The organism is Aeromicrobium sp. Leaf272, from assembly GCF_001422865.1.
Taxonomy (GTDB): domain Bacteria; phylum Actinomycetota; class Actinomycetes; order Propionibacteriales; family Nocardioidaceae; genus Aeromicrobium.
This window is the reverse complement of the sequence record NZ_LMMY01000014.1, coordinates 484,316-509,043: the sequence shown is the minus strand read 5'-3', so window position 1 is coordinate 509,043 and position 24,728 is coordinate 484,316. Positions and strand designations below refer to the sequence as shown.

Genomic DNA, 24,728 nt, shown 5'->3' with positions numbered 1-24,728 from the left:
GTGGGGCTCGACGGTGCGCGTGCCGAGGTCGCAGCCGCCGGCGTAGGGCAGCTCGAACTGCTCGACGCGGTGCATGAGCGGACCGAGGAACATGATGATGCTGCGGGTGCGCCGGGCCGCGGTCTCGTCCAAGGGTTGACCCCTTGGGCGGCTTGGACACTCAAAAGCGGCTCGATGTATCGACGGAAAACCTGTCCGGTCGGGCTCTGTCCGAGATGCCGCCGGATGTCTGCCACCGAGGCGCCCGACAGGTTGGCATGGACTGCCCACGATCGGCGAAGCGAGTACGGCGCAAACGCTTCGACGCCGGCAGCGGCCGCGGCCAGACGCAGTTGATACCTGATGTGGTCCCACCCCGTCGGCTGACCGTCGACCAGCACAAGCATCCCTGGGGCTTCGCCTCGTACTTGGACGTAGTCCGCGAGAGCCGTGGCCAGATTCAATTGCCTGTCTGACGTCTTGATCGACACGCGGACTACCCGTCCACGTCCCGACTTGCTGCGCTGAAGGTGGAACGTCACTTCTTCGTTGGTAAAACCAACATCTTGAGGGTAGCGGAGTCGCAGCCACTCGCCCGGCCTGAGCGCACCGCGGTAACCCCCAACGACCAACAACCGGGCCAGCGGCGACGGAGCATGCGCCGCCATCGCCGTAATCTCGCCAAGCGTCATCGCGGGCGCGTTCTGCGCAGGGGCGAACACGCCGTCGCTCCACAGGTCATTCAGAAACCGTCGCGCAGGCGCGACGACCGTCTCAGCCTGAGCCGGGGCAGGAGGTTGAACTCCTCCCCGTCGAGTGCCGTCGGCGACCAACGCCTTGTCGACCGCCGCGAGTGTCGCCAACAGGTACATGTAGCTGATGCCCAGGATTGCCCGCGCGTGTACAAACGCGACAAGGTCGGCCGGTCGCGGACAGAAGGGATCAACGTCGTGATGGTCGGCGAATAGCTCCCATGCTCGCCAAGCGGCCATCGAGTCCTCCGCGTACCGGGACGAGTATCGGTCGGCGACGGTTGCCGCGATCGCACGGAACGCCACTTCAGCTCCGCCTGACAAGCCTGCGGATCGGGCCGCGTCGTCGACCATCGCAACCACTTCGGAGTGGGGATGCACAGTCATGCCAACCACCGGCTACTCGACTCGTTCGCAACATCTTGTCCAAACGAAAACGAGATCTCGACAGCCTGTCCCGCACGAGATTCAATCGTGCTCTCAAGGGCGAAAGCGCAGGTCAGAAGGCCAATTTCGGGGGCGAACTTCGGGTCCGAGAAGGGCGAACTTTGAGTTCGGGAAAGTGCTACGCGTCGATCAGGTCGGAGTCGACCTCGTAGGCGCTCTGCACGATGAACTCCTTGCGCGGAGCGACCTCGTTGCCCATCAGCAGCTCGAACACACCGGCGGCGCGCTCGGCGTCGTCGACCGTGAGCCGGCGCAGCGTGCGGTGGCGGGGGTCCATCGTGGTCTCGGCCAGCTGGTCGGCGTCCATCTCGCCCAGGCCCTTGTAGCGCTGGATGGGGTCCTTCCAGCGCACGTTGCGGCGCTTGAGGTCGGCCAGGGTGCGCTGCAGCTCGGCATCGGAGTAGGTGTACTGGTACTTCTCCTGCCCCTTCTTGGGGTTGACCAGCTCGATGCGGTGCAGGGGTGGCACGGCCGTGTACACGCGGCCCTCCTCCACCAGTGGGCGCATGTACCGGAAGAACAGCGTGGCCAGCAGGCACCGGATGTGGGCGCCGTCGGAGTCGGCGTCGGCCATGAAGATGATCCGGCCGTACCGCGTCTGGTCCAGGTCGAAGGTGCGGCCCGAGCCGGCGCCGACGACCTGGATGATCGACGAGCACTCCAGGTTCTTGAGCATGTCGCCGACGCTGGCCTTCTGGACGTTCAGGATCTTGCCGCGGATGGGCAGCAGCGCCTGGAACTCCGAGTCGCGCGCGGACTTCGCGGTGCCGAGCGCGGAGTCGCCCTCGACGATGAACAGCTCCGTGCGGTCGGCGTCAGCGGCGCGGCAGTCGGCCAGCTTGGCGGGCAGGGCGCTGGACTCCAGGGCGTTCTTGCGGCGCTGGTTGTCGCGCTGCTGGCGGGCCATGAGCCGGGTGCGCGACGCGGCGACGACCTTCTCCATGACGAGGCGCGCCTTGGCCTTCTGCGCCGTCTTGGTGGACGTCAGGAACGCCTTGAGCTCGCGCGAGACGACCTGGTTGACGATCTTGGTGACGGCCGGGGTGCCGAGCACCTCCTTCGTCTGGCCCTCGAACTGGGGCTCGGCGAGGCGCACCGTGACCACGGCGGTCATGCCCTCGAGGACGTCGTCCTTGATGACGTCGACGTCGCCGGACTTGAGCAGCCGGGTGGTGCGCAGCGTGTCGTTGAAGGTCTTGGTGAGGCCGCGCTCGAAGCCCTGGACGTGGGTGCCGCCCTTGGGCGTGGCGATGATGTTGACGAAGGACCGGACCTGGGTCTCGTACCCGGTGCCCCAGCGCAGCGCCACGTCGACGCCGAGGTCGCGCTCGACCTCCTGGGGCGTCATGTGGCCCTTGGAGTCGAGCACCGGGACGGTCTCGGTGAAGGCGCCGTGGCCCTGCAGGCGCAGCACCTCGCTCACCGGCTCGTCGGCGGCGAGGAAGTCGCAGTACTCGGTGATGCCGCCGTCGTGCTTGAACGACTCCTCGACCGGCTCGTCGCCGCGCTCGTCGCGGATGACGATCTCGAGTCCTGGCACGAGGAACGACGTCTGCCGCGCGCGGGTGACGAGCTCCTCGTAGGAGAACGTGGCGGTCCTGATGAAGATCTGCGGGTCGGCCCAGTAGCGCACCCGCGTGCCGGTGACCGTCTTCTTGACCCGGCCGCCCTTGTGCAGGGTGTTGTCGGTGGTGAAGTCCGCGGTGGGTCCGTCGCCGGCGAAGACGCCCGGCTCACCCCGCCGGAACGACATCGACCACGTCGCACCGGACTTGTCGACCTGCACGTCGAGGCGGGAGGACAGCGCGTTGACGACCGACGCGCCGACGCCGTGCAGGCCGCCGGTGGCGTTGTAGGAGCCGCCGCCGAACTTTCCGCCGGCGTGGAGCTTCGTGTACACGACCTCGACGCCGGTGAGCCCGGTCTTGGGCTCGATGTCCACCGGGACGCCGCGGCCGTTGTCGCGCACCTCGACCGAGCCGTCGGCGTGGAGCACCACGTCGATGCGGTCGCAGTGGCCGTCCAGCGCCTCGTCGACGGAGTTGTCGATGATCTCCCACAGGCAGTGCATGAGACCACGGGTGTCCGTGGAGCCGATGTACATGCCGGGGCGCTTGCGGACCGCCTCGAGTCCTTCGAGGACGAGCAGGTTGCGTGCGTCGTAGGTCGACAACTCAGTGGCCTCCACCGGGTGGTTTCGCGTCGGGTCGGACGGCGTCGGACACCGTGCGTGCAGGCGATCGCCGACCCCCTCGCCAGCCTAGTCAGAAGGTCCCCGGTGACCGGTCTGACACGCGGCGCGCCGACCCACCTCCGCAGGTTTGGCGACGGTCGGCAGTATCTATGTCGTATGTCACCAACTCCGGCGCGGAACAACAGCCCGTGGTTGGATGTTGAGTCAGACGTACCCGCTGAACGACGACGCTGAGGAAGAGAGAACATGATGGCTGCAGTCGCCGAGCTTCCCGGTCTGAACGCGACCGACCGCTGTGACCGTTGCGGTGCGCAGGCGTACGTCCGCGTCGAGCTGGCCGGCGGTGCCGAGCTGCTCTTCTGCGCGCACCACGCCCGTGAGCACGAGGACAAGCTGCGTGAGGTCGCCGTGTCGATCCACGACGAGACCGGCCGCCTCGGATCCGAGCCCACCGCGGCCTCGAACCCCGAGGTCTGACCGAACACGAACGTACGAGAAGGGCCCCTCACCGCTGAGCGGTGAGGGGCCCTTCTCGTGGTGCCACGAGGGCGCCGGTCAGTACGACCAGTTCCGAGCGCCGGAGCTGCGCCAGATGGCGTACCAGTGCTCGAGGTACTCCTTGTAGACCGACGGGTCGGTCGTCTCGGTCGTGATCTCGTCGCTCACCACGAGGTTGGACCCGGTGAGGGCGGCGGACCCGGCCTGGACGACGCGCACGAAGGTGCCGTCCGGGTACTTGGAGAAGTTCTCGCCGTTGGGGAGCAGCTCCTCCTTGTTCCACGGGTTCGACTTCAGCTTCGCCTCCACGAGCATCGTCTTGTCGTGGGGCTTGGCGTAGGCGGCCGGGATGCGCGTGACCGAGGTGCGGAACACGTCGAGGATCGGCTTGCAGATGCGGATGTACTGCTGGCAGTGCGCCGTCCGGTTGGCCTTGATCTCGTCGCGGAACGAGATCGCCTCGACGAGGCAACCGCGCTCGGTGAGCCGCGTCAGCTTCTGCGCCACCGCGATGCGGCGGTACTTGAAGCGGTTGTGCTGCAGGCGGATCTTGCACGTGGAGTCGGGGACGACCCGGTTGAGCAGGTTGATCACGGGGTCGCGGCCGTTGGCCGGCGACGCCGAGATCGGCGTCGGGTAGTAGGTGGTGTTCGAGAGCTCGGAGTAGAACATCCCGTTGACCGCGAACGCCGTGCGGTAGCCGTCGCTCGTGGCGCCGCTGTAGCCGTACCGCGACGAGTTCTTGGCGATGTAGCGCGGGTAGTCGTAGTTGTAGGTCTTGCCGATGTTGCGCTCGGCCCACATGTCCTGGAAGAACTCGCGCATCTGCAGGAAGATCTTCTTGTCGTTGTAGGTGGTCCACCCGTTGTTGAAGGTGTACTCACCGCTCGGCCCGCCGAGGTTGGCCGAACCGGACCAGGAGGCGCCCCATGCCTGCTTCTTGTCGCGGTCGAAGGTGTTGGCGACCAGCAGCACCTTCGAGTGCATGATGGCGCCGTTGAGAGTGGACAGACAGGCGAGGCTCTTGCCCTTCGCGCAGATCTTGAAGTGGCCGTGCTTGAGCGACGTCAGGCTCTTCTGCAGCGCGCGCGACTCCTTGGACTGCGAGGCCTTGCCGTGGATCATGTAGACGTCGACGCCGGCCTTCGCGGCCTTGATGAGCTCGCGTCCGACGCGCTTGGAGTTCTCCATGCGCGAGACCGAGATGTAGACGTAGTTGGCGCTGCGGACGGCCGACGAGCGCAGCTTGCCGGTGTTCGGGTCCTCGTAGGAGCCGCGGATCAGCCGCTCGAGGTCGTTGAGCAGCGTGTAGTCGCTGGCCTTCATGTAGCTGCCGTTGGGCCGGGAGAAGTTCGGCTCGACCTTGACCTCGTAGTCCGGGCCGTACGGGCGGCTCTGCGCGGCCGTGGTCTCCGCCGCCTGGGGGCTGACGTCGCCAGAGGTGGGTGCCGGGGTCGGGTCGGGCGTGACGTTGGTGGGCTCGGCCGCGTCCGCGGTCGGCGAGGGCGAGGGGGTCTCCACCGCGGAGGTGGGGGCTGCGCTCAAGACACCGACCAGGACGGCCGAGCCGAGCAGGCCAACCCCCAGTCGACGCACGAGTCGGCCCGTTCGGTCGTAGCTACGCACCGCTGTGTCTCCCGAGATCGACGTGTGGGTCGCGACAGTCTAACTCAGAGTCACCCCGCGTCTGGGCAAGACGTCTTTCCAGGTCCTGCGCGCCGAGGTGCGGGCCGGGGCGGTCCGTGCCACGCTCGGCGAAGTCGGCCACCACGGTCGACGTCGAACCGAGGAGACATCATGCAGATCGGCAGCTCGCTCTTCCTGCTGGCAGCAGGCGCCATCCTGGCGTTCGCCGTCCAGGACGCCGTCAACGGGGTCGACCTCACCATGGTCGGCTACATCCTCATCGCCGTCGGGGCACTGGGTCTCATCGTGTCCCTGATCCTGAGCGGCCGCAGCCGCGACCGTCGCGGGGAAGTCCCCCCGCCGCGCTGAGCCGCGCATCGGCACTCGCGACGCACCACGACACGGGCCGGGACGATCCTCGAGATCGTCCCGGCCCGTCGTCATGTCTGGACCCGGGTGGGAGCCGTCCGACTGTGCGGTCTCGCAGGTGAGATCAGTCGGACGCGAGGCGCCGGCGCGCCCGGCGGAACGTGAGCTCCGCTGACGACGTCCGGAGCTGCCCGACCTCGCTCGGCTCGAGGATCACGTGCGGTCCGTCAGGCCGAGGAGGAACTGCACCAACAGCCTTGTCGCTGCGAGGACCATGCACACGATCAACGTGGCGCCGATGAGGTGGCCGTCGAACCCGCGGGTGTCGACCCCGGCGAGATGCAGGAGTCCCCAGCCGATCAGTGCCAGGACGTACAGGACGAGGGCGTAGGTCCACAGACGCGGAATCGAGATCTCCGCACGCAGGAGCGATCGCCGCACCGCGCTCTCGGAAGCTCCCGACACGCTCGAAGCGTATCGACGCCTGGACGGCGAGCGCTGCGGCGCATCCACAAGCACCATCCCCCGCGACGAGTCGCGGGGGGACAGATGGTCACGATCCGGCCTCGGTGATCTCGACGTCGAAAACACCTCGGGAAGAGCCGTGTCGCTCGATGCCATGGGACGATTCGTCAGTGAGAGCCACTTTCGCGGCAGGCCTGGCGTTGGCGGTGTCCGCTGCTTCCTCCGGATGCGGGAATCTCGTCGGCTACATCCCACCGCCTGCCGGGATCACCGGGGTTCGCCTCACGGCCGACGACGAGGTCGAGATCGTCTCGTACGTCTGCGCACCGGACGTCGACACGTTGAGCGTGGTCTCCGACCGCGAAGGACTCGACGACGAGGAGGAGAACCCGGTCCAGGCCCTGTCGACCCACGACGGCCCCGTGACAGGGTTGGTGACCATCAGGCTCGGTGAGCCAGGAGGCGAGTGGGGCCCTCAGCCCGATCTCGACCTCGAGGACGGGGCCGGCTACCTCATCGATCTGTCGAGTGACGATCGGTTGACCATGTCCGTGTGGCTCACGCCGGGGTGGTCCGGGAAGCTGCGCCCGGGTGTCGTCTACGTGATGGCTGACCCGTCGCCCGACACGGCGACGCTTCGAGCGATCACGACCGACCAGCTCGAGTCGGAGGCACGCCGCGCCTGCGACGCCGAGGGTTGACGCGCCTGGGATGCGGAGGGTTGGCGGTGCCCCTCTGAAGTCCGCCGACAGGCTGCCCGCCCACGCACCGTGTGGCGCGATGGCCACACGCTCGGCGACGAGGCCGGTGGACCCGGTAGGCCGGGCCCGTCTCGGCGCCGCCTTCGAACTGATCTGGACCAGGAGCGCCGCGCGGTGCCGGCGCGTCGCCCACGCGTTCCGATTCTTCCTGGGATTCCAGTCAGATCCGAGCGCGTGGGCGGCACGACTCAGTCGAGGTAGTCGCGCAGGACCTGCGAGCGGGACGGGTGGCGCAGCTTGCTCATCGTCTTGGACTCGATCTGGCGGATGCGCTCACGCGTGACGCCGTAGACCTTGCCGATCTCGTCGAGCGTCTTCGGCTGGCCGTCTGTCAGGCCGAAGCGCATGGAGACCACGCCGGACTCGCGCTCGCTGAGCGTGTCGAGGACGGCGTGCAGCTGCTCCTGCAGGAGCGTGAACGACACGGCGTCGGCCGGGACGATGGCCTCGGAGTCCTCGATGAGGTCGCCGAACTCGCTGTCGCCGTCCTCGCCGAGGGGCGTGTGGAGGCTGATGGGCTCGCGACCGTACTTCTGGACCTCGACGACCTTCTCGGGTGTCATGTCCAGCTCGAGCGCCAGCTCCTCCGGGGTGGGCTCGCGGCCCAGGTCCTGGAGCATCTGACGCTGCACGCGAGCCAGCTTGTTGATGACCTCGACCATGTGCACCGGGATGCGGATGGTGCGGGCCTGGTCGGCCATGGCGCGCGTGATGGCCTGACGGATCCACCAGGTGGCGTAGGTCGAGAACTTGAAGCCCTTGGTGTAGTCGAACTTCTCGACCGCACGGATGAGACCGAGGTTGCCCTCCTGGATCAGGTCGAGGAAGAGCATGCCGCGGCCGGTGTAGCGCTTGGCCAGCGAGACCACGAGGCGCAGGTTGGCCTCGAGCAGGTGGTTCTTGGCCCGGCGACCGTCGACGACGATCCAGTCGAGCTCCTCACGGACCTTCTCGGAGATGCGACCGCCCTTGGCGAGCTTCTCCTCGGCGAACAGGCCGGCCTCGATGCGCTTGGCGAGCTCGACCTCCTCACCGGCGGTGAGCAGCGAGACCTTGCCGATCTGCTTGAGGTAGTCCTTGACCGGGTCGGCCGTGGCGCCGGCGACCATGACCTGCTGGACGGGCTCGTCGGACTCGTCGGCCGCCGACAGCGTGAAGCTGGACTCCTCGTCCTCCTTCAGCGTCGGGTCGTTCTTGAGATCCTTGACGAACTCCTCGTCGGGGATGTCCGGCAGGATCTTCTTGCCCTGGGCGTCGACCTTGGCGGCCTCGCCTGCGGCGGGCACCTCGAGGACCTCGGCGATGTCGACCGGCTTCTCGGCCGTCTTCTTGGCGGCGGTCTTCTTGGCCGGAGCCTTCTTGGCGGGCGCCTTCTTCGCCTGCGTGGAGGGCGCGGCCTTGCTGGCCGGGGCCTTCTTGGCGGGAGCCTTCTTCGCGGTCGAGGAGGCTGCGGGCTTCTTGGAAGTCTTCGTCACGGGCTCTTCTGATCTCGCGGGTGGGCTGGGCGGTACTGCTCGCGCCGGGTCGTGGGGCAAGACCTGCTCGGCGAGTCCACTCGCGCGGCCGAACGTGCGACACGGGGTCGCGCTCCGGGCACGGAACTCACGAACAAACCTCCTCCTTGACCGGTATGAGGGCGCAACAAAGAGGCCTGCGGTCAACCTCTGCGTGGTCCAGTCTGCCACGCACGCCCAAGCCCCCACCGACGGGGGCGCACGCCCCACGGATGCCGGCGCCCGACCCCTCCGGACTCAGTCCGTCGGCCAGCTGTGGACCGGCTCGTTCGCGTGCATGAGCTCGGCGTAGCGCCGCGTGACGGCCTGCAGCGCCTTCACCCGATCACCGCCGCGCGTGAGCTCGCGCTCGAAGCTGCCGATGAGCCAGGTCGCCCCGTTGACGCCTCGGATGCAGCGCTGCTCGATGACGTCGAGCAGGCGTCCGGCCACCGGCTCGTCGACGCCCATCTGCGCGAGGCCCTCGTGGGCCAGGGGGAGCAGGTGGCGCAGCACCAGCTCGCGCGCCGACACGGTGCCGACCGACGGCCAGTACTGGTCCGTCTCGATGCCGACCCGGGCCGCCTGGTGGAAGTTGTCCTCGGCGGCCTTGAACGACAGCTGCGACCAGACCGGGCGCTCGCTCTGGCGCATCACGTGCACCAGGCCGTAGAAGAGGGCCGCGTTCGCGAGGGTGTCGACCACGGTCGGCCCGGCCGGCAGCAGCCGGTTCTCGACCCTCAGGTGCGGACGTCCGTCGGCCACGTCGTAGATCGGCCGGTTCCAGCGGTAGACGGTGCCGTTGTGCAGTCGCAGCTCGGCGAGCGACGGCACGCGCCCCGCCTCGAGCTCCGCGAGCGGGTCCTCGTCCTCCACGATCGGCAGCAGCGCCGGGAAGAAGCGCACGTTCTCCTCGAACAGGTCGAAGACCGACGTGATCCAGCGCTCCCCGAAGAACACCCGGGGGCGGACCCCCTGGGTCTTGAGCTCCTCGCTGCGGGTGTCGGTGGCCTGCTCGAAGAGCGGGATGCGCGTCTCGTGCCACAGCTGTCGGCCGAGCAGGAACGGCGAGTTGGCGCCCACCGCGACCTGGACCCCGGCAACGGCCTGGGCTGCGTTCCAGGTCGCCGCGAACTCGTCGGGCTCGACCTGCAGGTGCAGCTGGGTGCTCGTGCACGCGGCCTCGGGGATGATCGTGTCGGCCGTCGTGGCGAGCCGGTCGACACCGTCGATGACGATCTCGATGTCCTCGCCGCGCGCCGACAGGATCTGGTCCGACAACAGGTGGTAGCGCGGGTTGGGCGAGAGCGAGTCGGCGCCGAGGTGCTGCTCGCGCAACGTGGGCAGCACGCCCACCATCAGCAGCCCCGCCCCCGCCCGCTCCGCCTTCGACTGCGCCTCGTTGAGGTCACGGCGGACCGTGTCCTCCAGCGTCCGGAAGCCCGCGCCGCTCGCCGGCTGCGGCGGGACGTTGATCTCGATGTTGAACAGCCCGAGCTCGGTCTGGAACGCCTCGTCGGCGATCGCCTCGAGCGCCTCGGCGTTCTTCATCGCGGGATCGCCCACCTCGTCGACGAGGTTGAACTCGATCTCCACACCGATCTGCGGCTCCCCCACCGAGAAGTCTCGCTCGGAGAGCATGCGCGCGAAGACGTCGAGACATCGACGGACCTTCGCCCGATAGCGGGTCCGGTCCTCGCGCGTGAAGGACCTGTCGTCGACGTCCTGCCCCATGGGGCAACCCTAGGGGTCGCGGAGGTCGCGCGCCTCACCGAACGCACGCCGCTCCAGGCGGACATGTCCGTCCCGGTGTCGCGAGGTCGACGGTCAGGTCGCGTCGGGCCGCGGACGTGTCGTCTCGGCCAGCTCGGCCAGGGCCGCACCGCTCACCAGGTGGTGCAACCGGTCCGGGTGCAGGCCCGCGACGAGGGCGCGCTGGAGGCTCTCGGCCATGTCGAAGCAGGGGCCGGCGGCGCGCGCGTGCTCGAGGCCCATCATGGCCTGGGCGCCGTCGCCCACCAGGTAGGCGAGGTAGGCGGCCACCGTGTACGGCACCGCGGCGTACGCCGACGGCGCCTGGCGCGCGAGCTCACGCCACGCCGGCAGGACCCGTTCCGCCTCGTCCCGGGAGTACAGCGGCCAGAGCCGGTCGCGCACCGCGTGGTGGGTGAGCCAGACGCAGGAGCGCAGGAGGGCCAGGTCGTCGGGTCGCGCACCGTCCTCGAGGAGGCCGACGACCTGGAGGACCTCGTCGATGCCGGCGTCGCCGACCTGCGCCCCGGAGCGCGTCCACGACTGCCGGACGATGTCGCGTTCCACCTCCAGCACCTGCGAGGCCAGCCAACCGCACCGCGGCCCGTCGGCGGGAAGCCACCGCCGCTCCAGCGTGGCCCGGTCCGGAAGGATCTCCTGACCCGCGAAGACGGCACTGACGACACCCGGGTGGTGGTCGCTCAGCTCCAGAGGGGTCCCCTCCCTCGGATCGTCGTCGAAGGTCGTCCAGTACCGCTGCGTGTCGGTCCAGGCCGTGACGACGGGGCGAACCGTCCCGAGAGCCCGCTCGACCGCCCACGCCGCCTCGCCGGCGGCCTCGCGTCGACCCGAGACGACGAGCACGATGGCGCCCTCGGCACCGTTGTTGCGCAGGTGGCCCGCCACGAAGCGGGCCAGCTGGGGGACGTGCTCCGCGTCGTGGGGCAGGTCGACGCGCATGCGGAAGCCGAACCGCTCGCGTGGCCCGGACGTGGCGATCGCGCAGATCGACTCCTCGGGCATGAAGCCGAACACGGTCGGCAGCAGGTTGAACAGGTCGCCCACGTCGTGGGCCGTGAACACGGGTGCAGTCGTCATGTCTCCACACTCACGCTCCGTCGCGCGGCCCGACAGAGCCTGCGGCGGACCTGTGGACAGCCGCCGCCGGCGGGGCCGCGGGCTGTGGACGCGCGGACCGTCGGCGAAGGCACGCACAATGGGCCGATGCGGTCCACGGCCTCGGTGCTCCACCTCGACCTCGACGCGTTCTTCGCCTCGGTGGAGCAGCGCGACAAGCCGTCGCTGCGCGGCAAGCCGGTCATCGTGGGCGGCATCGGGCACCGGGGCGTCGTCTCGACCGCCTCCTACGAGGCGCGCGTGCACGGCGTGCGGTCGGCGATGCGCATGGCCGAGGCCCGGTCGCGCTGTCCGCACGCAGCCTTCCTCAGCGGCCGCTTCGACGCCTACCGCGAGGCGAGCGCCCTCGTCATGGCCCGCCTACGGCAGGAGTCGCCCCTCGTCGAGCCGCTGTCGCTCGACGAGGCCTTCGTCGACCTCGCCGCCGGGCCCGACCACGACCCCGACCCCGACGCCCTGCTCGCCCGGGTCGAGGCGCTCCGGGCCGACATCGAGGACCTCACGCACGGGCTCACCGCCTCGGTGGGCGTCGCCTCCTCGAAGCTGATGGCCAAGATCGCGAGCGAGATCCGCAAGCCCGACGGCCTCTTCGTCGTGGCGCCGGGGACCGAGCTGGAGCTGCTGGGACCCATGCAGGTCACCGCCATCCCCGGCGTCGGACCGGCCACCGCCGAGCGGCTGCGGCGCACCGGCGTCTCCACGGTCGACGAGCTCCGGTCGCGCGACGAGGACGAGCTGGTCCGTCTGCTCGGCTCGGCCTCGGGGCGCTCGCTCGCACGACTCTCGTGGGCCGACGACGACCGCCCCGTGGTGGCCGAGCGGGAGGCCAAGTCGATCAGCGTGGAGGACACCTTCCCCGACGACGTCACCGATCGCGCCCGGCTGGAACGTGTCGTCGAGACGATGGCCCGTCGCGTGGCCGACCGCCTCCGCCGCGGACACCTGTCGGGGCGCACCGTCACCCTCAAGATCCGCTACCACGACTTCGAGACCCACACCCGGTCCACGACGCTTCCCGGGCCCACCGACTCCCCCGGCCTGCTGGCCCGCAGCGCACTGGCACTGCTCGCCAGCACCGACCTCTCCGGCGGGCTGCGGCTCGTCGGCGTCGGCATCAGTGGCCTCGCCGACTGGGTGCAGGACGACCTCTTCGAGGAGGACGAGCCGATCGACCTCCCTCCCTCCGAGCAGCCCGACGCCGCCGACGTCGCGCCGCCTCCACCGGTCAGCTGGAGCCCCGGCAACGACGTCCACCACCGCACCCACGGCGACGGATGGGTCTGGGGTGGCGGGCTGGGCCGGGTCACCGTCCGGTTCGAGACCCGGCTCACCGGACCGGGGCCGGTGCACACCTTCGCGGCCGACGATCCCGACCTCTCCCCCGGGCACGAGGGGCCGACCCGCCCGCGTCGCCCCGACGAGCTCGCGGACGCGGAGGTCGCGGCGGACCTGCCCGACCACGTCTCCGTGCCTCCCGTGGAACCGGGCGATAGCGTCACCGCATGACCTCCTCGTCCCATCCCCCGGTCGCCGCGAAGCACCCGATCACCCGCAGCCACCACGGCGACTCCGTCGAGGACGACTACGAGTGGTTGCGCGACAAGGACGATCCGCGCACGATCGCGCACCTCGAGGCCGAGAACGACTACGCCGAGGCTCGCACGGCCCACCTCGCCGACCTGCGCGCGCGGCTGTTCGAGGAGATCCGCACCCGCACCCTCGAGACCGACCTCTCGGTGCCCGTGCGGCACGGTCAGTGGTGGTACTACTCACGCACCTCCGAGGGCAGCCAGTACGCGATCCGCTGCCGCACCCGGGTGGAGTCCCCCGACGACTGGGACCCGCCGGTCCTGGACCCCGGGGTCCCCGTCCCGGGCGAGGAGGTCCTGCTCGACTCCAACGTCGAGGCGGAGGGGCACGAGTTCTTCTCCCTCGGCGGGTTCTCGCTCAGCGACGACGAGAACCTCCTCGCGTGGTCGGTCGACGTGGTCGGCGACGAGCGCTACACGATCCGCGTCAAGGACCTGCGCACCGGTGAGGTCCTGCCCGACGAGATCCCCGGGACGAGCGGCGGGGTCACCTGGTCGGCCGACGGGAGCCACCTCTTCTACACGACCGTGGACGACGCGTGGCGCCCCCACCGGGTGTGGCGGCACCGGCTCGGCACCGACGCCTCCGACGTGCTCGTGCACGAGGAGACCGACGAGCGGTTCTTCACCGGCGTCGGACGCACGCAGTCCGAGCGCTACCTGGTCATCGGTGCCTCGTCGAAGATCACGAGCGAGGTGCTCGTGCTCGAGGCCGACGACCCCACGGGCGAGTTCCGCGTGGTGATCCCCCGCCGCGACGGCGTCGAGTACTCCCTCGAGCACGCGGTGCTGGGCGACCACGACGTCTTCCTCGTGCTGCACAACGACGACGCCGAGGACTTCGAGCTGGGCTCCGTGCCCGTCGACGCCCCGACGAGCCGGCCCGACGTGGTCGTCCCCCACACGCCGGGGACCCGGCTCGAGGCGGTCGACGTGTTCGCGAAGACCCTCGTGCTCTCCTACCGACGCGCCGCCATGACGCGCGTGGCGGTCGCCCCCCTCGGTGCCGACGGCGTCGGGGAGCTCACCGAGATCGACTTCGGCGAGGAGCTGTTCACCGCCGGCGTCGGCGGGAACGCCGAGTGGGACCAGCCCGTGATCCGGTTGGGCATGGGCTCGTTGGTCACCCCCAGCACGGTGCTCGACTACGTGGTCGACACCGGGGAGCTCGTGGTCCGCAAGCAGCAGACCGTCCTCGGGGGCTACGACCCGGCCGACTACGTGCAGCACCGCACCTGGGCCGTCGCCGACGACGGCACGCGCGTGCCGATCTCGCTCGTGGCCCGGGCCGACACCCCTCGCGACGGGTCGGCGCCCGCCCTCCTCTACGGCTACGGCTCGTACGAGATCAGCATGGATCCGGGGCTGTCGATCCCTCGTCTGTCGCTGCTCGACCGTGGCTTCGTCTTCGCCATCGCGCACGTGCGCGGGGGCGGCGAGCTCGGCCGCGCCTGGTACGACCAGGGCAAGCTGGTGCACAAGAAGAACACGTTCTCCGACTTCGTCGCCGCGGCGCGCCACCTCGTGTCCGAGGGGTGGACCAGCGCCGAGCGTCTCGTGGCCGAAGGAGGCAGCGCCGGTGGCCTGCTCGTCGGCGCCGCGCTCAACCTCGCACCCGACGCGTTCGGTGCGGTCGTCGCGGAGGTGCCGTTCGTCGACGCCCTCACCACCATCCTCGACCCCAGCCTGCCGCTGACCGTGATCGAGTGGGACGAGTGGGGCAATCCCCTGCACGACCCCGACGTGTACGCGTACATGAAGTCCTACTCGCCCTACGAGAACGTGCGCGCCGCCGACTATCCCCCGGTCCTCGCGGTCACGAGCCTCAACGACACCCGCGTGCTCTACGTCGAGCCGGCCAAGTGGGTGGCGCGGCTGCGCGAGCTCTCCACCGGCAGCACGCCGCCCCTGCTCAAGACCGAGATGCACGCCGGTCACGGCGGGGTGAGCGGACGCTACGCCGCGTGGCACGAGCGTGCGTGGGAGCTGGCCTGGATCATCGACGCCGTCGACGCCCCGCACGAGCCCACCGCACCCGTCGGCACCGGCACTCCACCGGCTTCCGCCGACGTCGGAGGCCACTCGTAGGGTGGCTCGCGTGCTCCGCATCGCCACCGTCAACGTCAACGGCATCCGTGCCGCTCTCCGCCGGGGCATGGGTCCCTGGCTCGACGCCGTCGAGGCCGACGTCGTCACGCTGCAGGAGGTCCGCGCGCCCGACGCCCTCGTCCACGACCTGATGGCCGACAGCGGCTTCCACGTCGTGCACGCCGAGGCTGCCGCGAAGGGCCGCGCCGGCGTGGCCGTGCTCAGCCGCACCGAGCCGAAGGCGCACCGCGTGGGGCACGGCGACCCGTCCTTCGACGACGCCGGACGCTGGATCGAGTCCGACGTGGTCCTCGACGACGGCAGCCTGCTCACCGTGGTCTCGGCCTACGTGCACTCCGGTGGCGTGGGCACCCCGAGCCAGGACGACAAGTACCGCTTCCTCGACCAGCTGCTGGTGCGCCTCGCCGAGCTGCGCGAGCACGCCGACCACGCGGTCGTGACGGGCGACTTCAACGTCGGGCACACGGAGCGGGACATCAAGAACTGGCGCGGCAACCTCAAGAAGGCCGGCTTCCTGCCCGAGGAGCGCGCCTACCTGGACCGCGTCCGTGACGACCTCGGGTGGGTCGACGTGGCGCGCGCCCACGCCGGCGACGTGGACGGCCCGTACACCTGGTGGTCGTGGCGGGGCCAGGCCTTCGACAACGACACCGGCTGGCGCATCGACTACCAGCTGGCCACGCCCGAGCTGGCCGCCACCGCGGTCGCCGCCCGGGTCGACCGGGCCCCCACCTACGCGGAGCGGTTCTCCGACCACGCGCCGCTCGTCGTCGACTACGACGTCTGAGCCGTGGCGCTGGCGCGGGTCCTCGGCCCTGTCCGGGCGACCGGCCTCGGTGCCGGCTCCATGCTGGGCGCCGGCATCTTCGTGGCCGTCGGACCCGTCGTGGGGCGCGCGGGCGACGCCGCCGTGCCGGCCGTGCTGCTCGCGGCGATGGTGGCCGGGCTCAACGCCACCGCGTCGGCCAGGTTGGCTCGGCGCATGCCCGCCGCCGGCGGCACCTACGTGTTCGCCCGTGAGTGCCTCGGCCCCACCTGGGGGCACCTGGCCGGCTGGGTCTTCGTGGTCGGCAAGACCGCCTCGTGCGCGGCCATGGCTCTGGCGGTCGGCGCGCACCTCTGGCCCGGTCACGCCACGTCGGCGGCGATCCTCGCCGTCGTGATCCTCACGCTCGTCGACCTCGCCGGCGCCCGGCGGTCCGCCGACGCGCTGACCGCCTCGGCGGCGCTGGTCGTGATCGTGGTCGGCGGCTTGGTCCTGCTGCTCCTCGAACGAGGCGCCGTCGTCGCGCCGGCCCCGCCCACCGACGGGCTCGACGTGGTCCAGGCCGCCGCCCTGCTGTTCTTCGCCTTCGCCGGCTACGCCCGGCTGGCCACCCTCGGCGAGGAGGTCCGCGACCCCGAGCGCACCATCCCGCGCGCCGTGGCGGTCTCGTTCGTCCTGGTCACGGCGCTCTACCTGCTCGTCGCCCTGGCCGTCTCGCGCACGCTGCCCGCCGACGTCGCCTCCGCGAGCGACCGTGCCCTCGCCGACGCCGTCGACACGCTCGGCCATCCTGCGCTCTCCACCGTCGTGGCCGCGACCGCCGTGGTGGCCGCGGGCGGGGCCCTGCTCTCCCTGCTGGGCGGGGTCAGTCGGACCGTGCTCGCGATGTCCCGCGACCGCCACCTACCGGCGCGTCTGGCGCGCGAGTCCTCCCGTGGCGTCCCTGCCTCGGCCCAGGTCGCGGTGAGCCTCGTCGTCGTGGCGGCGCTGCCGTTCGTCGGTGCGGTCGAGGCCGTCGCCGCCTCGAGCGGGTGCGTGCTCGTCTACTACGCGCTCACCAACGCCTCGGCCCTCACCCTGGACGGTCACGGGCTCCCGGCCGGAGCGCCCGGCCGTCGACGCCGCGCAGCCCTGCGGATGCTGGCGCGGCTCGGGGCCGCAGGGTGCCTGCTGCTGGTGCTGGCCCTGCCGCTCGCCGGGGTCCTGTGGACCCTCGCTGTGGTGCTCGTCGGCCTGCTCGCCGGACGCGTGACGCGGCGATGACCTCCCACCAGCGATGAATATCAGGTCCTGATACATTTGGTTGCATGATGCAACCGGATGTCCCGCGACTGGCCCAGGCCCTGCGCGAGCTGGTCTCGGTGGTCTCCCGCGAGACCGCCTCCCACCGCCTCAGCCGCACGGCCGCCGGGACGCTCTCCGCGCTCGAACGGCGCGGACCGTCCCGCATCTCGGACCTGACCCGGCTCGAGGCCGTCGGCCAGCCGGCGATGACCGGGCTCGTCCAGCGTCTCGAGGCCTCGGGCCTCGTCAGCCGCACGTCCGACCCCAGCGACCGCCGAGCGACGCTCGTGGCGGTCACCGACGCCGGGCGTGACGCCCTGGCGGAGCGCCGTCGACAGCAGGACGCGATCGTCGCCGCCCGGGTCGCCCGTCTCCCACCCGACCAGCTCGCGGCGCTCGATGCCGCCGTCGACGCGATCGTCGAGCTCACCCAGGAGGACCATGAACAGCCCCACTGACCGCACCACCGACACCAGCGGACACGACGGAGCCCGATCGAGCCTGCTCGGCCAGCCGAAGGCGGTGTACGCCGTCGCCTTCGCCTGCGTGATCTCCTTCATGGGGATCGGCCTGGTGGACCCCATCCTGCCCGCGCTCAAGGAGCAGCTCGACGCCACGGAGAGCCAGGTGACGCTCCTGTTCACCAGCTACCTCGTCGTGACCGCCGTCGCCATGCTCGTCACGAACGCCGTGTCGAGCCGCTTCGGCGCCAAGCGGACGCTCGTCGTCGGCCTGGCCATCATCGTCGTGTTCGCCGCCCTCGCGGGGTCCAGCGGCAGCATCGAGGGCATCGTCGCCTTCCGCGCCGGTTGGGGCCTGGGCAACGCGCTCTTCATCGCGACGTCGCTCGCCGCGATCGTCTCGAGTGCCCGGGGTGGGTTCGCCGGCGCGATCATCCTGTACGAGGCGGCGCTCGGTCTCGGCATCGCCGCGGGCCCCCTCGTCGGCGGGACGCTCGGCAACATCAGCTGGCGCGGTCCGTTCTACGGCGTGGCCGTCCTCATGTCGATCGCCCTCGTCGCGACCGTCGTGCTCCTGCCCTCCACCCCCAGGCCCGACCACACGACACCTCTATCGGCCCCGCTGAGGGCGTTGCGTCACCGCGGGCTGGCCACGATGAGCGTCGCGGCCCTGCTCTACAACTGGGGCTTCTTCACGATGCTCGGGTACGCCCCCTTCCCGATGGCACTCTCGATCACCCAGCTCGGATGGGTGTTCTTCGCCTGGGGCGTGCTGGTGGCCTTCTTCTCGGTGGTCGGGGCGCCGTGGCTGCAGCGTCACCTCGGCACGTCCGTCTCGCTCTACGTGGCGTTCACGCTGTTCGCGGTCGACCTGGCCCTGATGGCGGTCGACCCCACCGACCAGAGACTCATGGTCGGCTGCGTGGTGGCGGCGGGCATCTTCATCGGCATCAACAACACCCTGATGACGCAGGCCGTCATGACGATCTCGCCGGTCGAGCGGCCGGTGGCCTCCGCCGCCTACGGCTTCGTCCGCTTCATCGGCGGCGGTCTCGCTCCCTTCGCCGCAGGCCGACTCGTCGCGGCCACCTCGGTGCACGTGCCGTTCGCAGTGGCCGCCGTGGCCGTGCTCGCCGCGGCCCTGGTCCTCTCCACCGCGCATCGTGCCCTGCGCGACGCCGACGCCGGACTCGACGAGGACGGCCACCCGGCCGGCGACCCCGAGGAGGTCGCCGGAGAGGTCGCCGACGAGTTCGGCGGAGCGCCCGGCGCCGTGGACGATGTCCTGCGGTCCAGGTGATCCCCGGGAGGCAGGACCCAACCGCCTGCGGACATGAGGAAGGGGCGCGCACCCCCCTGGTACGCGCCCCTTCCGATCAGGGGAAGCTCCGACCTCTCAGCTGACGCGCCGCGTCAGTTGAACCGGACCTTCATGGACGTGCCCTTCTCGGACAGCACCCGCACCTTGACACCAGCAGCCGGCAGCTTGACGCCGTGCTGCGGAGCCTCCTCGTAGAAGTACTTCTTGGTGTCGTCGAACAGCGGTGCCGCCGCCTGGCCACGGATGTAGCTGGGCTTGCCGTTCGTGTGCAGGGTCATGGAGTCGGCCTTGCGCGTCGAGAACGGCGCGTCGTAGACCTGGACGCGGGCGCGCCACGGCTTGCCGGTGGACATGTCGGTGATCGGGCGCGGTCGCGCGTCGATCGGCAGGTTCCGCCCCTCACCCGGGTGGGTGATGGTGTTGTTGTCGGCCTGCGACGTGTCCCAGTACGAGATCAGCAGACCCGTCTGGTAGGCGTAGTGCTCCACCCAGTCGGGCTTCGTCGTGGCGAAGCCGAAGTTGTACGGCCCCGTCTTGAGGTACCGGTCGTACGAGACGTACGATCGGTGGCCCATGACGTAGTAGTTGTCGTACTCGTCGGTCGTGGAGGCGCCCACGATCGAGAAGCCGTCGAACGTCCAGGCCTCGCCGCCGTCCTCGGCGTCGTCGCTCAGCAGCTCGGTGCCACCGGCCGTGACCGACACGTCGTCGACGAACAGGCCGGGCAGCGCCAGGCCGCCGTCCGTCTTGTAGAACACGCGCAGCTGCACGGTCTTGCCGACGTAGGCGTCGAGCGGGACGACGAGGTCGGCCCAGCTCTCCTGCTTCCCGTCGATCCCGGGACGTCCGGAGGTGTCGTCCCCGATCGGGGCCCCGCCGATGGTGCCGTCGAGAGCCGTCCAGGTGGAGCCACCGTCGGTGGAGGCCTGCACGTAGGCGTAGTCGTAGCCCTCCTCGATCTCGTAGCGCACCTTCGCCTTCAGCGCGGCACTGCTGCTGCCGGCGGGGATGGAGACCTCCGTGCTCATCGCGTTCGCCAGGTCGTCGCCGGAACCGGAGTAGAACTGCTTCGAGCCCGAGGCCGGTGCGCCGAGCTCGCGCGTGACCTCCTTCTTGGGCAGGACCACCACGGCACCCTGAGGCTTCGCCGAGTTGTACTCCTGCGGCCCGAGCTCCAGCGTGCGCTTCTCCTTGGTGGCGATCACCTCGTGGTCGAGCCAGCCGAGCTGCAGCTTCTCCCACGCACCGAGGTCACCGGCACGCTCGCCGAGGGCCTCACCCTTGGCGTTGAGCCGGGACTGAGCCATGAGCGTCCAGAACTCGTTGCTGTTGTCGCCGCCGGCCGTGCTGTAGGCGTCCGGCAGGCCCAGGTCGTGGCCGTACTCGTGGACGAAGACCGAGAGCCCGCCGTTCTCGGGCTGGACGGTGTAGTCACCGATCCAGAGGCCGGTGTCGGCGATCTGGGTTCCACCGAGCTGGTTCTGCGACGGGCCGGTGACGCCCTGGTCGGTGAGGAACGCGTACCAACGGTGCGACCAGATCGCGTCCTCGCCGTGCGTGGAGTCGCCGTCCTCCTCGCCTGCACCCGCGTGCACGATCTGGAAGTGGTCGATGTAGCCGTCGGGCTCGTTGAAGTCGCCGTCGCCGTCGAAGTCGTAGCGGTCGTAGACGTCGTACTGCGCCAGCTGCTTCTTGATCTGCGCGGAGGTCTTGCCGGCCTTCTTCTGGTCGGCGACCCACTGGGTCGTCGCGTCCTGGATGAGGTTCCACGTCGAGGCGTCGTCGCGACCGTAGCGAGCGGTGTTGTACTTCACCTTCACCCAGTCCGAGACGGTCCCGTCGACCGTGTAGCGACCCGAGGACTGCTTCTCGTAGTACGTCTTGACCGACTCGACGTTCTTCCCGGTCTTGAAGTAGAGGTCCTGGTAGTGCTTGCGGTCGTAGTCCTCCTGCCAGACCGACGAGTTGTCCTTCGTGCGGTCCGGCTCCTCGATCTGGTTGTGCAGGGGGCCGTCGAACTTCTCCGGACCAGCGGTGTCCGGGTCCGTGTCGCCGTCGGGGTAGTCGGGGTGACGCTCGTCGCCGAACTCGGCGAGGATGACGAAGACCTTGTCGGCGCGCTCCTGGGAGAGCTCGACGTACTGGTCCTTCTGCTTGCCCTTCGCCGCCTTCGCCTTGGTCCTGGCCGAGGCCTTCTTGTTCCTCATGGCGGCCGCGTCGGCCGGGCTGGCGGCCTTGCCGACCTTGACGACCGTGCTGCCGTTCTTCTCCACGGGCTCGGCGTCGCCGTTGATCACGGCCTTGACGGCCTGCTCACGCAGCTCGCGGCGCTTGTCCTCGATGGGGTTGGGCAGGTCGTGATCCTTCTGGATCCGGTCCGCTCCCCCCGTCGGTGGTGCTTGGGCCGCATTCGTCGGCGCCGCGAACGTGAGTCCGAGCGATGCCGCGAGTCCGAGGCCCAGAATGCCTGACGTGACACGCTTCACGTGGTCCCCCCTAGGACATGGTGTGGTGAGGGCAGTCGATCGACCGCCCACAGGCCCCGCCGACCGGATGGGTCGGGCGAGGCACGATGCCGACCAACCTAAGCGGTTGCTGAGAGCAACGGCAGTCTTGACTTTCGAGACGCCTAGTACTAACGAACTAGTTCTTTCGGGCCACTCCGTGAGACAGGGGCACACGCGTCCGAAGGACCTGGCAGAGTGGCGCGGGTGCGGCCGGACGCGCCGTCTCCAGGGGCATGACCGACAGGAACCTTGCATGCGCACGTTGCTCGTGGGCGGCCTCACGGCCGTCCTGCTCGCCGTCACCACCGTCGCGGCCCACGCGTACATCGGGTCACCGACCTACCAGAAGCAGGTCCTCGACCGCACCAACGCCGTGCGCGCCGACAACGGCCGGGTCGCCCTGAAGCTCCAGACCTGCCTCGACACCTACGCCAACTCGTGGGCGAAGTACCTGGCCACCCAGAAGAAGAGCCTCCAACACCGGCCCTCGTCGCAGCTCACGACGATCATGAAGCGCTGCAACCTCGACGGCATCGGCGAGAACCTGGCGCGCAACTACCCGACCGGCACCGCCACCGTCAACGCCTGGGTCCGCTCCTCCGGCCACCAGCGCAACCAGATCGGGTCAGGGCACCGCTACGTCGGCATCGGCGCCTATCGGGACGCCGACGATCGCTACTACGCCGTCGCGCTGTACGGCAATCCCCGCTGACCGACGCGCCGACACGGACCCTCGCCGCGCCCTGCTCCGTGACCTAGGCTGGATGCGTTGTCGTTGGATCCGGCCGTGCCGGCACCTCGGGGTCCTCGTGCCCTGGGCTGCTCCCAGCGGGTGAGACGACGGACGACGCGCCCGCGACGGTCGCGGACGCACCCGAAGGAGTAGTTGAAGAATGGCAACAGGAACGGTCAAGTGGTTCAACGCCGACAAGGGCTTCGGCTTCATCGCCCCCGACGACGGCAGCGAGGACGTGTTCGCACACTTCAGCGCGATCCAGACGAGCGGCTACCGCTCGCTCAACGAGAACCAGAAGGTCGAGTTCGACGTCGAGCAGGGCCAGAAGGGTCTGCAGGCGGCCAACATCCGCCCGCTGGACTGATCACGGCGCATCACGGCCCCGTCGAGCGAAGGCTCGGCGGGGCCGTGTCACGTCCGGGGCCCCTCGACGGGGGCGGTGCTCAGAGTCGGCCGGACTCGTCCCAGGCGTGGCAGGCGAAGTCCGTCGCGTCGCGGCGCACCCGCGTGCCGAGGTCGAGACGGTCGTGGGCCGTGGTGGCGCGCAGGGGTCGGCGCGGGAAGCGGGCGCGACCGGCCGCGACGTCCGTGGTCTCGTAGTCGAAGATCGTGTCGTCCATCTCATGAGGGTATCCTCATGTTTGCGCGAGCAGCACCCCTACCGAGAGGTAGTGTTCGGCGGCTCGACGACGGTCGGACGTGGACCCCGCGCGACTGACTCAGCCGTGCCGGCGGCGCAGCTCGGCGAGGCGGCGCCTCATCTCACCCGCTCGCAGGTGGTCGACGTTGAGCGGCGGCTCGAGCGCGGCGACCACCCGGTGCGCGAGGGCGTGGATGCTGTCGCGCTCGGCCGTGGGCCACGTGACCACACGCAGGTGCCGACGCATCCAGTCGGTGAGGGCCGGGTCGTCGAGCGAGCTCATCGCCAGGGGCTCGCTCAGGACGATCGCCAGACCGGCGCGGAACATCGAGCTCCGCGACCGCCCCTGCAGCTGGACGTCCTGGACCAGGTGCCGCAGGCTGTGGACCGCGTCGGGCCAGCGCCCGAGCGCGCCCGCGTGTCCCACGTGCAGGACGCCGGCACCGACCGGGAGCATGAGGCTGCGGTTCAACATCCGCGCCCCGTCCGCGTCGACGTGCCAGGCGAAGAGACCCGGCACCTCCTGGATGGCGTCGAGGCGGTCGGGCGCCACGGCGCCGGCGCCGTCGCCCAGGTGCCGCACGACGACGGAGACCTCGTCGTCGTCGAACAGTGGGTCGTCCTGGTCGGCGGGGACGGCTGCCGACACGAGCGGCACCGGCTCCGCGCGAACCGGCTCGTCCGTCGTCGAGGGGACACGCATCGCGTCGGAGCCGCCGCGTGCTCGCTGCGGCACCGGATCGGGCTGGGACGCCAGCGGCGGGCGGGGACGGTCGCGGACGGCGGTCAGGTCGTCCGAGCGCTCCGGGCCACCGACGCTGACCTCCGCGCCCGCGTCCTGCAGCACGGCCGCGAGGGGCCCGACGTAGGCGTGCGGAGCGATGACGTGCACCCGTCGTCCGTCCACCGCCCCCTCCAGCGACTCGAGGCGGACGAGCACCCACTCCGCCCACACCTGACGGAACTGCGGGCTCAGGTCCCCGAGGGCCCGTGAGTCCGGCGACACCCACTCCGCGGGGTCCAGGAGCCCGTGCTCGGCCGACAGCACGTACCACCTCGCTCCGCGAGCCTGGGCCCGCAGACGCGCGGACTGGAAGTCCTCGGAACGGAAGATCTCGCGTGACGGCGCCGGCACCAGGACACGCTCGCCGTCGCTCGCGATCAGGAGCACGTCGGCCGACTCGGCGGTGGGGTCGGGCACCACCTGCAGCTCACCGGCCAGGCCTGAGCGCTCGATGAGGTCCTCGAAGGTCGAGCCGACGGCTCGGCCGACCGGCTCGGTGTCTCGGTCGGCCGGAGGCTCCGCGTCGGACCCGGGGCGGGGGGCGCGCACGACGGTCGCGTCGTCGAAGGCCGAGGCGACGAACCGGTCGTGCACGGGATCGTCCGTCCCGCTCGACGTGTCGTCCGACGGCCCCGGGGCCACGCCCGTCGGATCGCCGTCGGCCGGCAGGTCGGGGTCGATCTTGCGCTCACCCTCCGGGATCACCTCGTACATGCCCCGGGACACGCGGCGGAAGATCGGCGCCCGGCTCGCGAACTGCGCCTGCTTGGGCCGTCCCCCCTCGCACAGGCCGACCAGGTGCGCGCGGATCGTCGCCTGCCCGATCTCGGGGTAGGTACGAGCGAACCAGCGATGGACGTCCTCGTAGCGGAAGGGATCGGGCATGGCGGCAGCGCACTCGTACATGAGCTGCCACACCGGCCGGTCGTACTTCACTGGTCCCCCACGGTCCTCTCTGGTCCGCCGCTGGCGGCGACAGGTGGGGAGAGCACCCTTCGGGAGGTTCATGACGCAACAGGACGAGGATCACAGGGAATGTCGTCCCGGGCACGGCTGTT

The 24,728-nt window shown here is 70.2% G+C and carries 20 protein-coding genes and 1 pseudogene; 11 read left to right on the top strand and 10 right to left on the bottom strand.

What is annotated here, in order from left to right:
• Positions 1-185 precede the first annotated feature (185 nt).
• Both ASF38_RS19805 and ASF38_RS15245 read right to left on the bottom strand, forming a co-directional pair.
• Positions 186-647, bottom strand: a pseudogene (locus tag ASF38_RS19805) (tyrosine-type recombinase/integrase); the annotation flags it as partial.
• Positions 648-1,296: 649 nt separating this feature from the next.
• A complete protein-coding gene (locus ASF38_RS15245; RefSeq protein WP_369815205.1) occupies positions 1,297-3,351 on the bottom strand; it encodes a type IIA DNA topoisomerase subunit B in 2,055 nt (684 codons plus the stop codon).
• A gap of 267 nt (positions 3,352-3,618) precedes the next feature.
• On the opposite strand from ASF38_RS15245, the gene ASF38_RS15240 reads away from it, so the two are divergent.
• On the top strand, positions 3,619-3,849 hold the full coding sequence (locus ASF38_RS15240; RefSeq protein ID WP_055967819.1) for a hypothetical protein: 231 nt from the start codon (positions 3,619-3,621) through the stop codon (positions 3,847-3,849).
• Positions 3,850-3,927: 78 nt separating this feature from the next.
• On the opposite strand, the gene ASF38_RS15235 is transcribed toward ASF38_RS15240, so the two are convergent.
• Positions 3,928-5,415: a phospholipase D-like domain-containing protein gene (locus ASF38_RS15235; RefSeq protein ID WP_156364780.1), complete on the bottom strand. Its 1,488-nt coding sequence runs from the start codon at positions 5,413-5,415 to the stop codon at positions 3,928-3,930.
• Between the two features lie 252 nt (positions 5,416-5,667).
• On the opposite strand from ASF38_RS15235, the gene ASF38_RS15230 reads away from it, so the two are divergent.
• Positions 5,668-5,865 (top strand): DUF6458 family protein, encoded by a 198-nt coding sequence (locus tag ASF38_RS15230; protein ID WP_056554445.1) that lies wholly within the window; start codon positions 5,668-5,670, stop codon positions 5,863-5,865.
• Between the two features lie 213 nt (positions 5,866-6,078).
• On the opposite strand, the gene ASF38_RS15225 is transcribed toward ASF38_RS15230, so the two are convergent.
• A complete protein-coding gene (locus ASF38_RS15225) occupies positions 6,079-6,330 on the bottom strand; it encodes a hypothetical protein (RefSeq protein ID WP_056577107.1) in 252 nt (83 codons plus the stop codon).
• Between the two features lie 104 nt (positions 6,331-6,434).
• Between ASF38_RS15225 and ASF38_RS15220 the strand changes: the two genes are divergently transcribed.
• On the top strand, positions 6,435-7,031 hold the full coding sequence (locus ASF38_RS15220) for a hypothetical protein (RefSeq protein WP_156366944.1): 597 nt from the start codon (positions 6,435-6,437) through the stop codon (positions 7,029-7,031).
• 248 nt (positions 7,032-7,279) lie between these two features.
• Here the strand turns inward: ASF38_RS15220 and ASF38_RS15215 are convergent, their stop codons facing one another.
• The 3 genes from ASF38_RS15215 to ASF38_RS15205 form a co-directional block, all read right to left on the bottom strand.
• Positions 7,280-8,626, bottom strand: coding sequence for an RNA polymerase sigma factor (locus ASF38_RS15215; protein WP_082480795.1), 1,347 nt, complete (start codon positions 8,624-8,626; stop codon positions 7,280-7,282).
• A 216-nt stretch (positions 8,627-8,842) separates the two neighbouring features.
• On the bottom strand, positions 8,843-10,318 hold the full coding sequence (locus tag ASF38_RS15210) for a hypothetical protein (protein WP_055967803.1): 1,476 nt from the start codon (positions 10,316-10,318) through the stop codon (positions 8,843-8,845).
• Between the two features lie 93 nt (positions 10,319-10,411).
• Positions 10,412-11,434 (bottom strand): DUF4192 domain-containing protein, encoded by a 1,023-nt coding sequence (locus ASF38_RS15205; RefSeq protein ID WP_082480794.1) that lies wholly within the window; start codon positions 11,432-11,434, stop codon positions 10,412-10,414.
• Positions 11,435-11,560: 126 nt separating this feature from the next.
• Between ASF38_RS15205 and ASF38_RS15200 the strand changes: the two genes are divergently transcribed.
• The 6 genes from ASF38_RS15200 to ASF38_RS15175 are packed head-to-tail and all read left to right on the top strand — an operon-like array spanning position 11,561 to position 18,982.
• Positions 11,561-12,979 carry a DNA polymerase IV gene (locus tag ASF38_RS15200; protein ID WP_082480813.1) on the top strand — a complete coding sequence of 473 codons (1,419 nt, stop codon included), beginning with the start codon at positions 11,561-11,563 and terminating at the stop codon, positions 12,977-12,979.
• Complete coding sequence (locus tag ASF38_RS15195; protein WP_082480793.1) at positions 12,976-15,150, top strand: S9 family peptidase; 2,175 nt, start codon at positions 12,976-12,978, stop codon at positions 15,148-15,150. Before ASF38_RS15200 ends, ASF38_RS15195 begins: the two co-directional genes overlap by 4 nt.
• A gap of 10 nt (positions 15,151-15,160) precedes the next feature.
• Positions 15,161-15,958, top strand: coding sequence for an exodeoxyribonuclease III (locus tag ASF38_RS15190; protein ID WP_200914541.1), 798 nt, complete (start codon positions 15,161-15,163; stop codon positions 15,956-15,958).
• Between the two features lie 3 nt (positions 15,959-15,961).
• On the top strand, positions 15,962-17,200 hold the full coding sequence (locus ASF38_RS15185; protein ID WP_235497758.1) for an APC family permease: 1,239 nt from the start codon (positions 15,962-15,964) through the stop codon (positions 17,198-17,200).
• A 44-nt stretch (positions 17,201-17,244) separates the two neighbouring features.
• Positions 17,245-17,679, top strand: coding sequence for a MarR family winged helix-turn-helix transcriptional regulator (locus tag ASF38_RS15180; RefSeq protein WP_055967794.1), 435 nt, complete (start codon positions 17,245-17,247; stop codon positions 17,677-17,679).
• Complete coding sequence (locus tag ASF38_RS15175) at positions 17,663-18,982, top strand: MFS transporter (protein ID WP_056577100.1); 1,320 nt, start codon at positions 17,663-17,665, stop codon at positions 18,980-18,982. Before ASF38_RS15180 ends, ASF38_RS15175 begins: the two co-directional genes overlap by 17 nt.
• Positions 18,983-19,095: 113 nt before the next feature.
• Here the strand turns inward: ASF38_RS15175 and ASF38_RS15170 are convergent, their stop codons facing one another.
• The gene (locus ASF38_RS15170) at positions 19,096-21,489 is read right to left on the bottom strand and encodes an immune inhibitor A domain-containing protein (RefSeq protein WP_056577096.1); all 2,394 of its coding nucleotides are present in this window, start codon (positions 21,487-21,489) and stop codon (positions 19,096-19,098) included.
• A gap of 274 nt (positions 21,490-21,763) precedes the next feature.
• Here ASF38_RS15170 and ASF38_RS18135 point away from each other — a divergent pair, with 274 nt between their 5' ends.
• Together ASF38_RS18135 and ASF38_RS15160 are read left to right on the top strand one after the other, a co-directional pair.
• Positions 21,764-22,222: a CAP domain-containing protein gene (locus tag ASF38_RS18135; RefSeq protein ID WP_055967785.1), complete on the top strand. Its 459-nt coding sequence runs from the start codon at positions 21,764-21,766 to the stop codon at positions 22,220-22,222.
• 181 nt (positions 22,223-22,403) lie between these two features.
• The gene (locus tag ASF38_RS15160) at positions 22,404-22,610 is read left to right on the top strand and encodes a cold-shock protein (RefSeq protein WP_055967782.1); all 207 of its coding nucleotides are present in this window, start codon (positions 22,404-22,406) and stop codon (positions 22,608-22,610) included.
• A gap of 79 nt (positions 22,611-22,689) precedes the next feature.
• On the opposite strand, the gene ASF38_RS17675 is transcribed toward ASF38_RS15160, so the two are convergent.
• Together ASF38_RS17675 and ASF38_RS15155 are read right to left on the bottom strand one after the other, a co-directional pair.
• Complete coding sequence (locus ASF38_RS17675; RefSeq protein ID WP_156364778.1) at positions 22,690-22,866, bottom strand: hypothetical protein; 177 nt, start codon at positions 22,864-22,866, stop codon at positions 22,690-22,692.
• A gap of 99 nt (positions 22,867-22,965) precedes the next feature.
• A complete protein-coding gene (locus ASF38_RS15155; protein WP_156366943.1) occupies positions 22,966-24,555 on the bottom strand; it encodes a DUF6884 domain-containing protein in 1,590 nt (529 codons plus the stop codon).
• Positions 24,556-24,728: the final 173 nt, after the last annotated feature.

Coding starts and splice junctions, on each gene's coding strand:
- ASF38_RS15240 (WP_055967819.1), top strand. CDS start 3,619: ATGATGGCTGCAGTCGCCGAGCTTCCCGGTCTGAACGCGACCGACCGC.
- ASF38_RS15230 (WP_056554445.1), top strand. CDS start 5,668: ATGCAGATCGGCAGCTCGCTCTTCCTGCTGGCAGCAGGCGCCATCCTG.
- ASF38_RS15210 (WP_055967803.1), bottom strand. CDS start 10,318: ATGGGGCAGGACGTCGACGACAGGTCCTTCACGCGCGAGGACCGGACC.
- ASF38_RS15205 (WP_082480794.1), bottom strand. CDS start 11,434: ATGACGACTGCACCCGTGTTCACGGCCCACGACGTGGGCGACCTGTTC.
- ASF38_RS15200 (WP_082480813.1), top strand. CDS start 11,561: ATGCGGTCCACGGCCTCGGTGCTCCACCTCGACCTCGACGCGTTCTTC.
- ASF38_RS15195 (WP_082480793.1), top strand. CDS start 12,976: ATGACCTCCTCGTCCCATCCCCCGGTCGCCGCGAAGCACCCGATCACC.
- ASF38_RS15180 (WP_055967794.1), top strand. CDS start 17,245: ATGATGCAACCGGATGTCCCGCGACTGGCCCAGGCCCTGCGCGAGCTG.
- ASF38_RS15175 (WP_056577100.1), top strand. CDS start 17,663: ATGAACAGCCCCACTGACCGCACCACCGACACCAGCGGACACGACGGA.
- ASF38_RS18135 (WP_055967785.1), top strand. CDS start 21,764: ATGCGCACGTTGCTCGTGGGCGGCCTCACGGCCGTCCTGCTCGCCGTC.
- ASF38_RS15160 (WP_055967782.1), top strand. CDS start 22,404: ATGGCAACAGGAACGGTCAAGTGGTTCAACGCCGACAAGGGCTTCGGC.
- ASF38_RS17675 (WP_156364778.1), bottom strand. CDS start 22,866: ATGGACGACACGATCTTCGACTACGAGACCACGGACGTCGCGGCCGGT.
- ASF38_RS15155 (WP_156366943.1), bottom strand. CDS start 24,555: ATGCCCGATCCCTTCCGCTACGAGGACGTCCATCGCTGGTTCGCTCGT.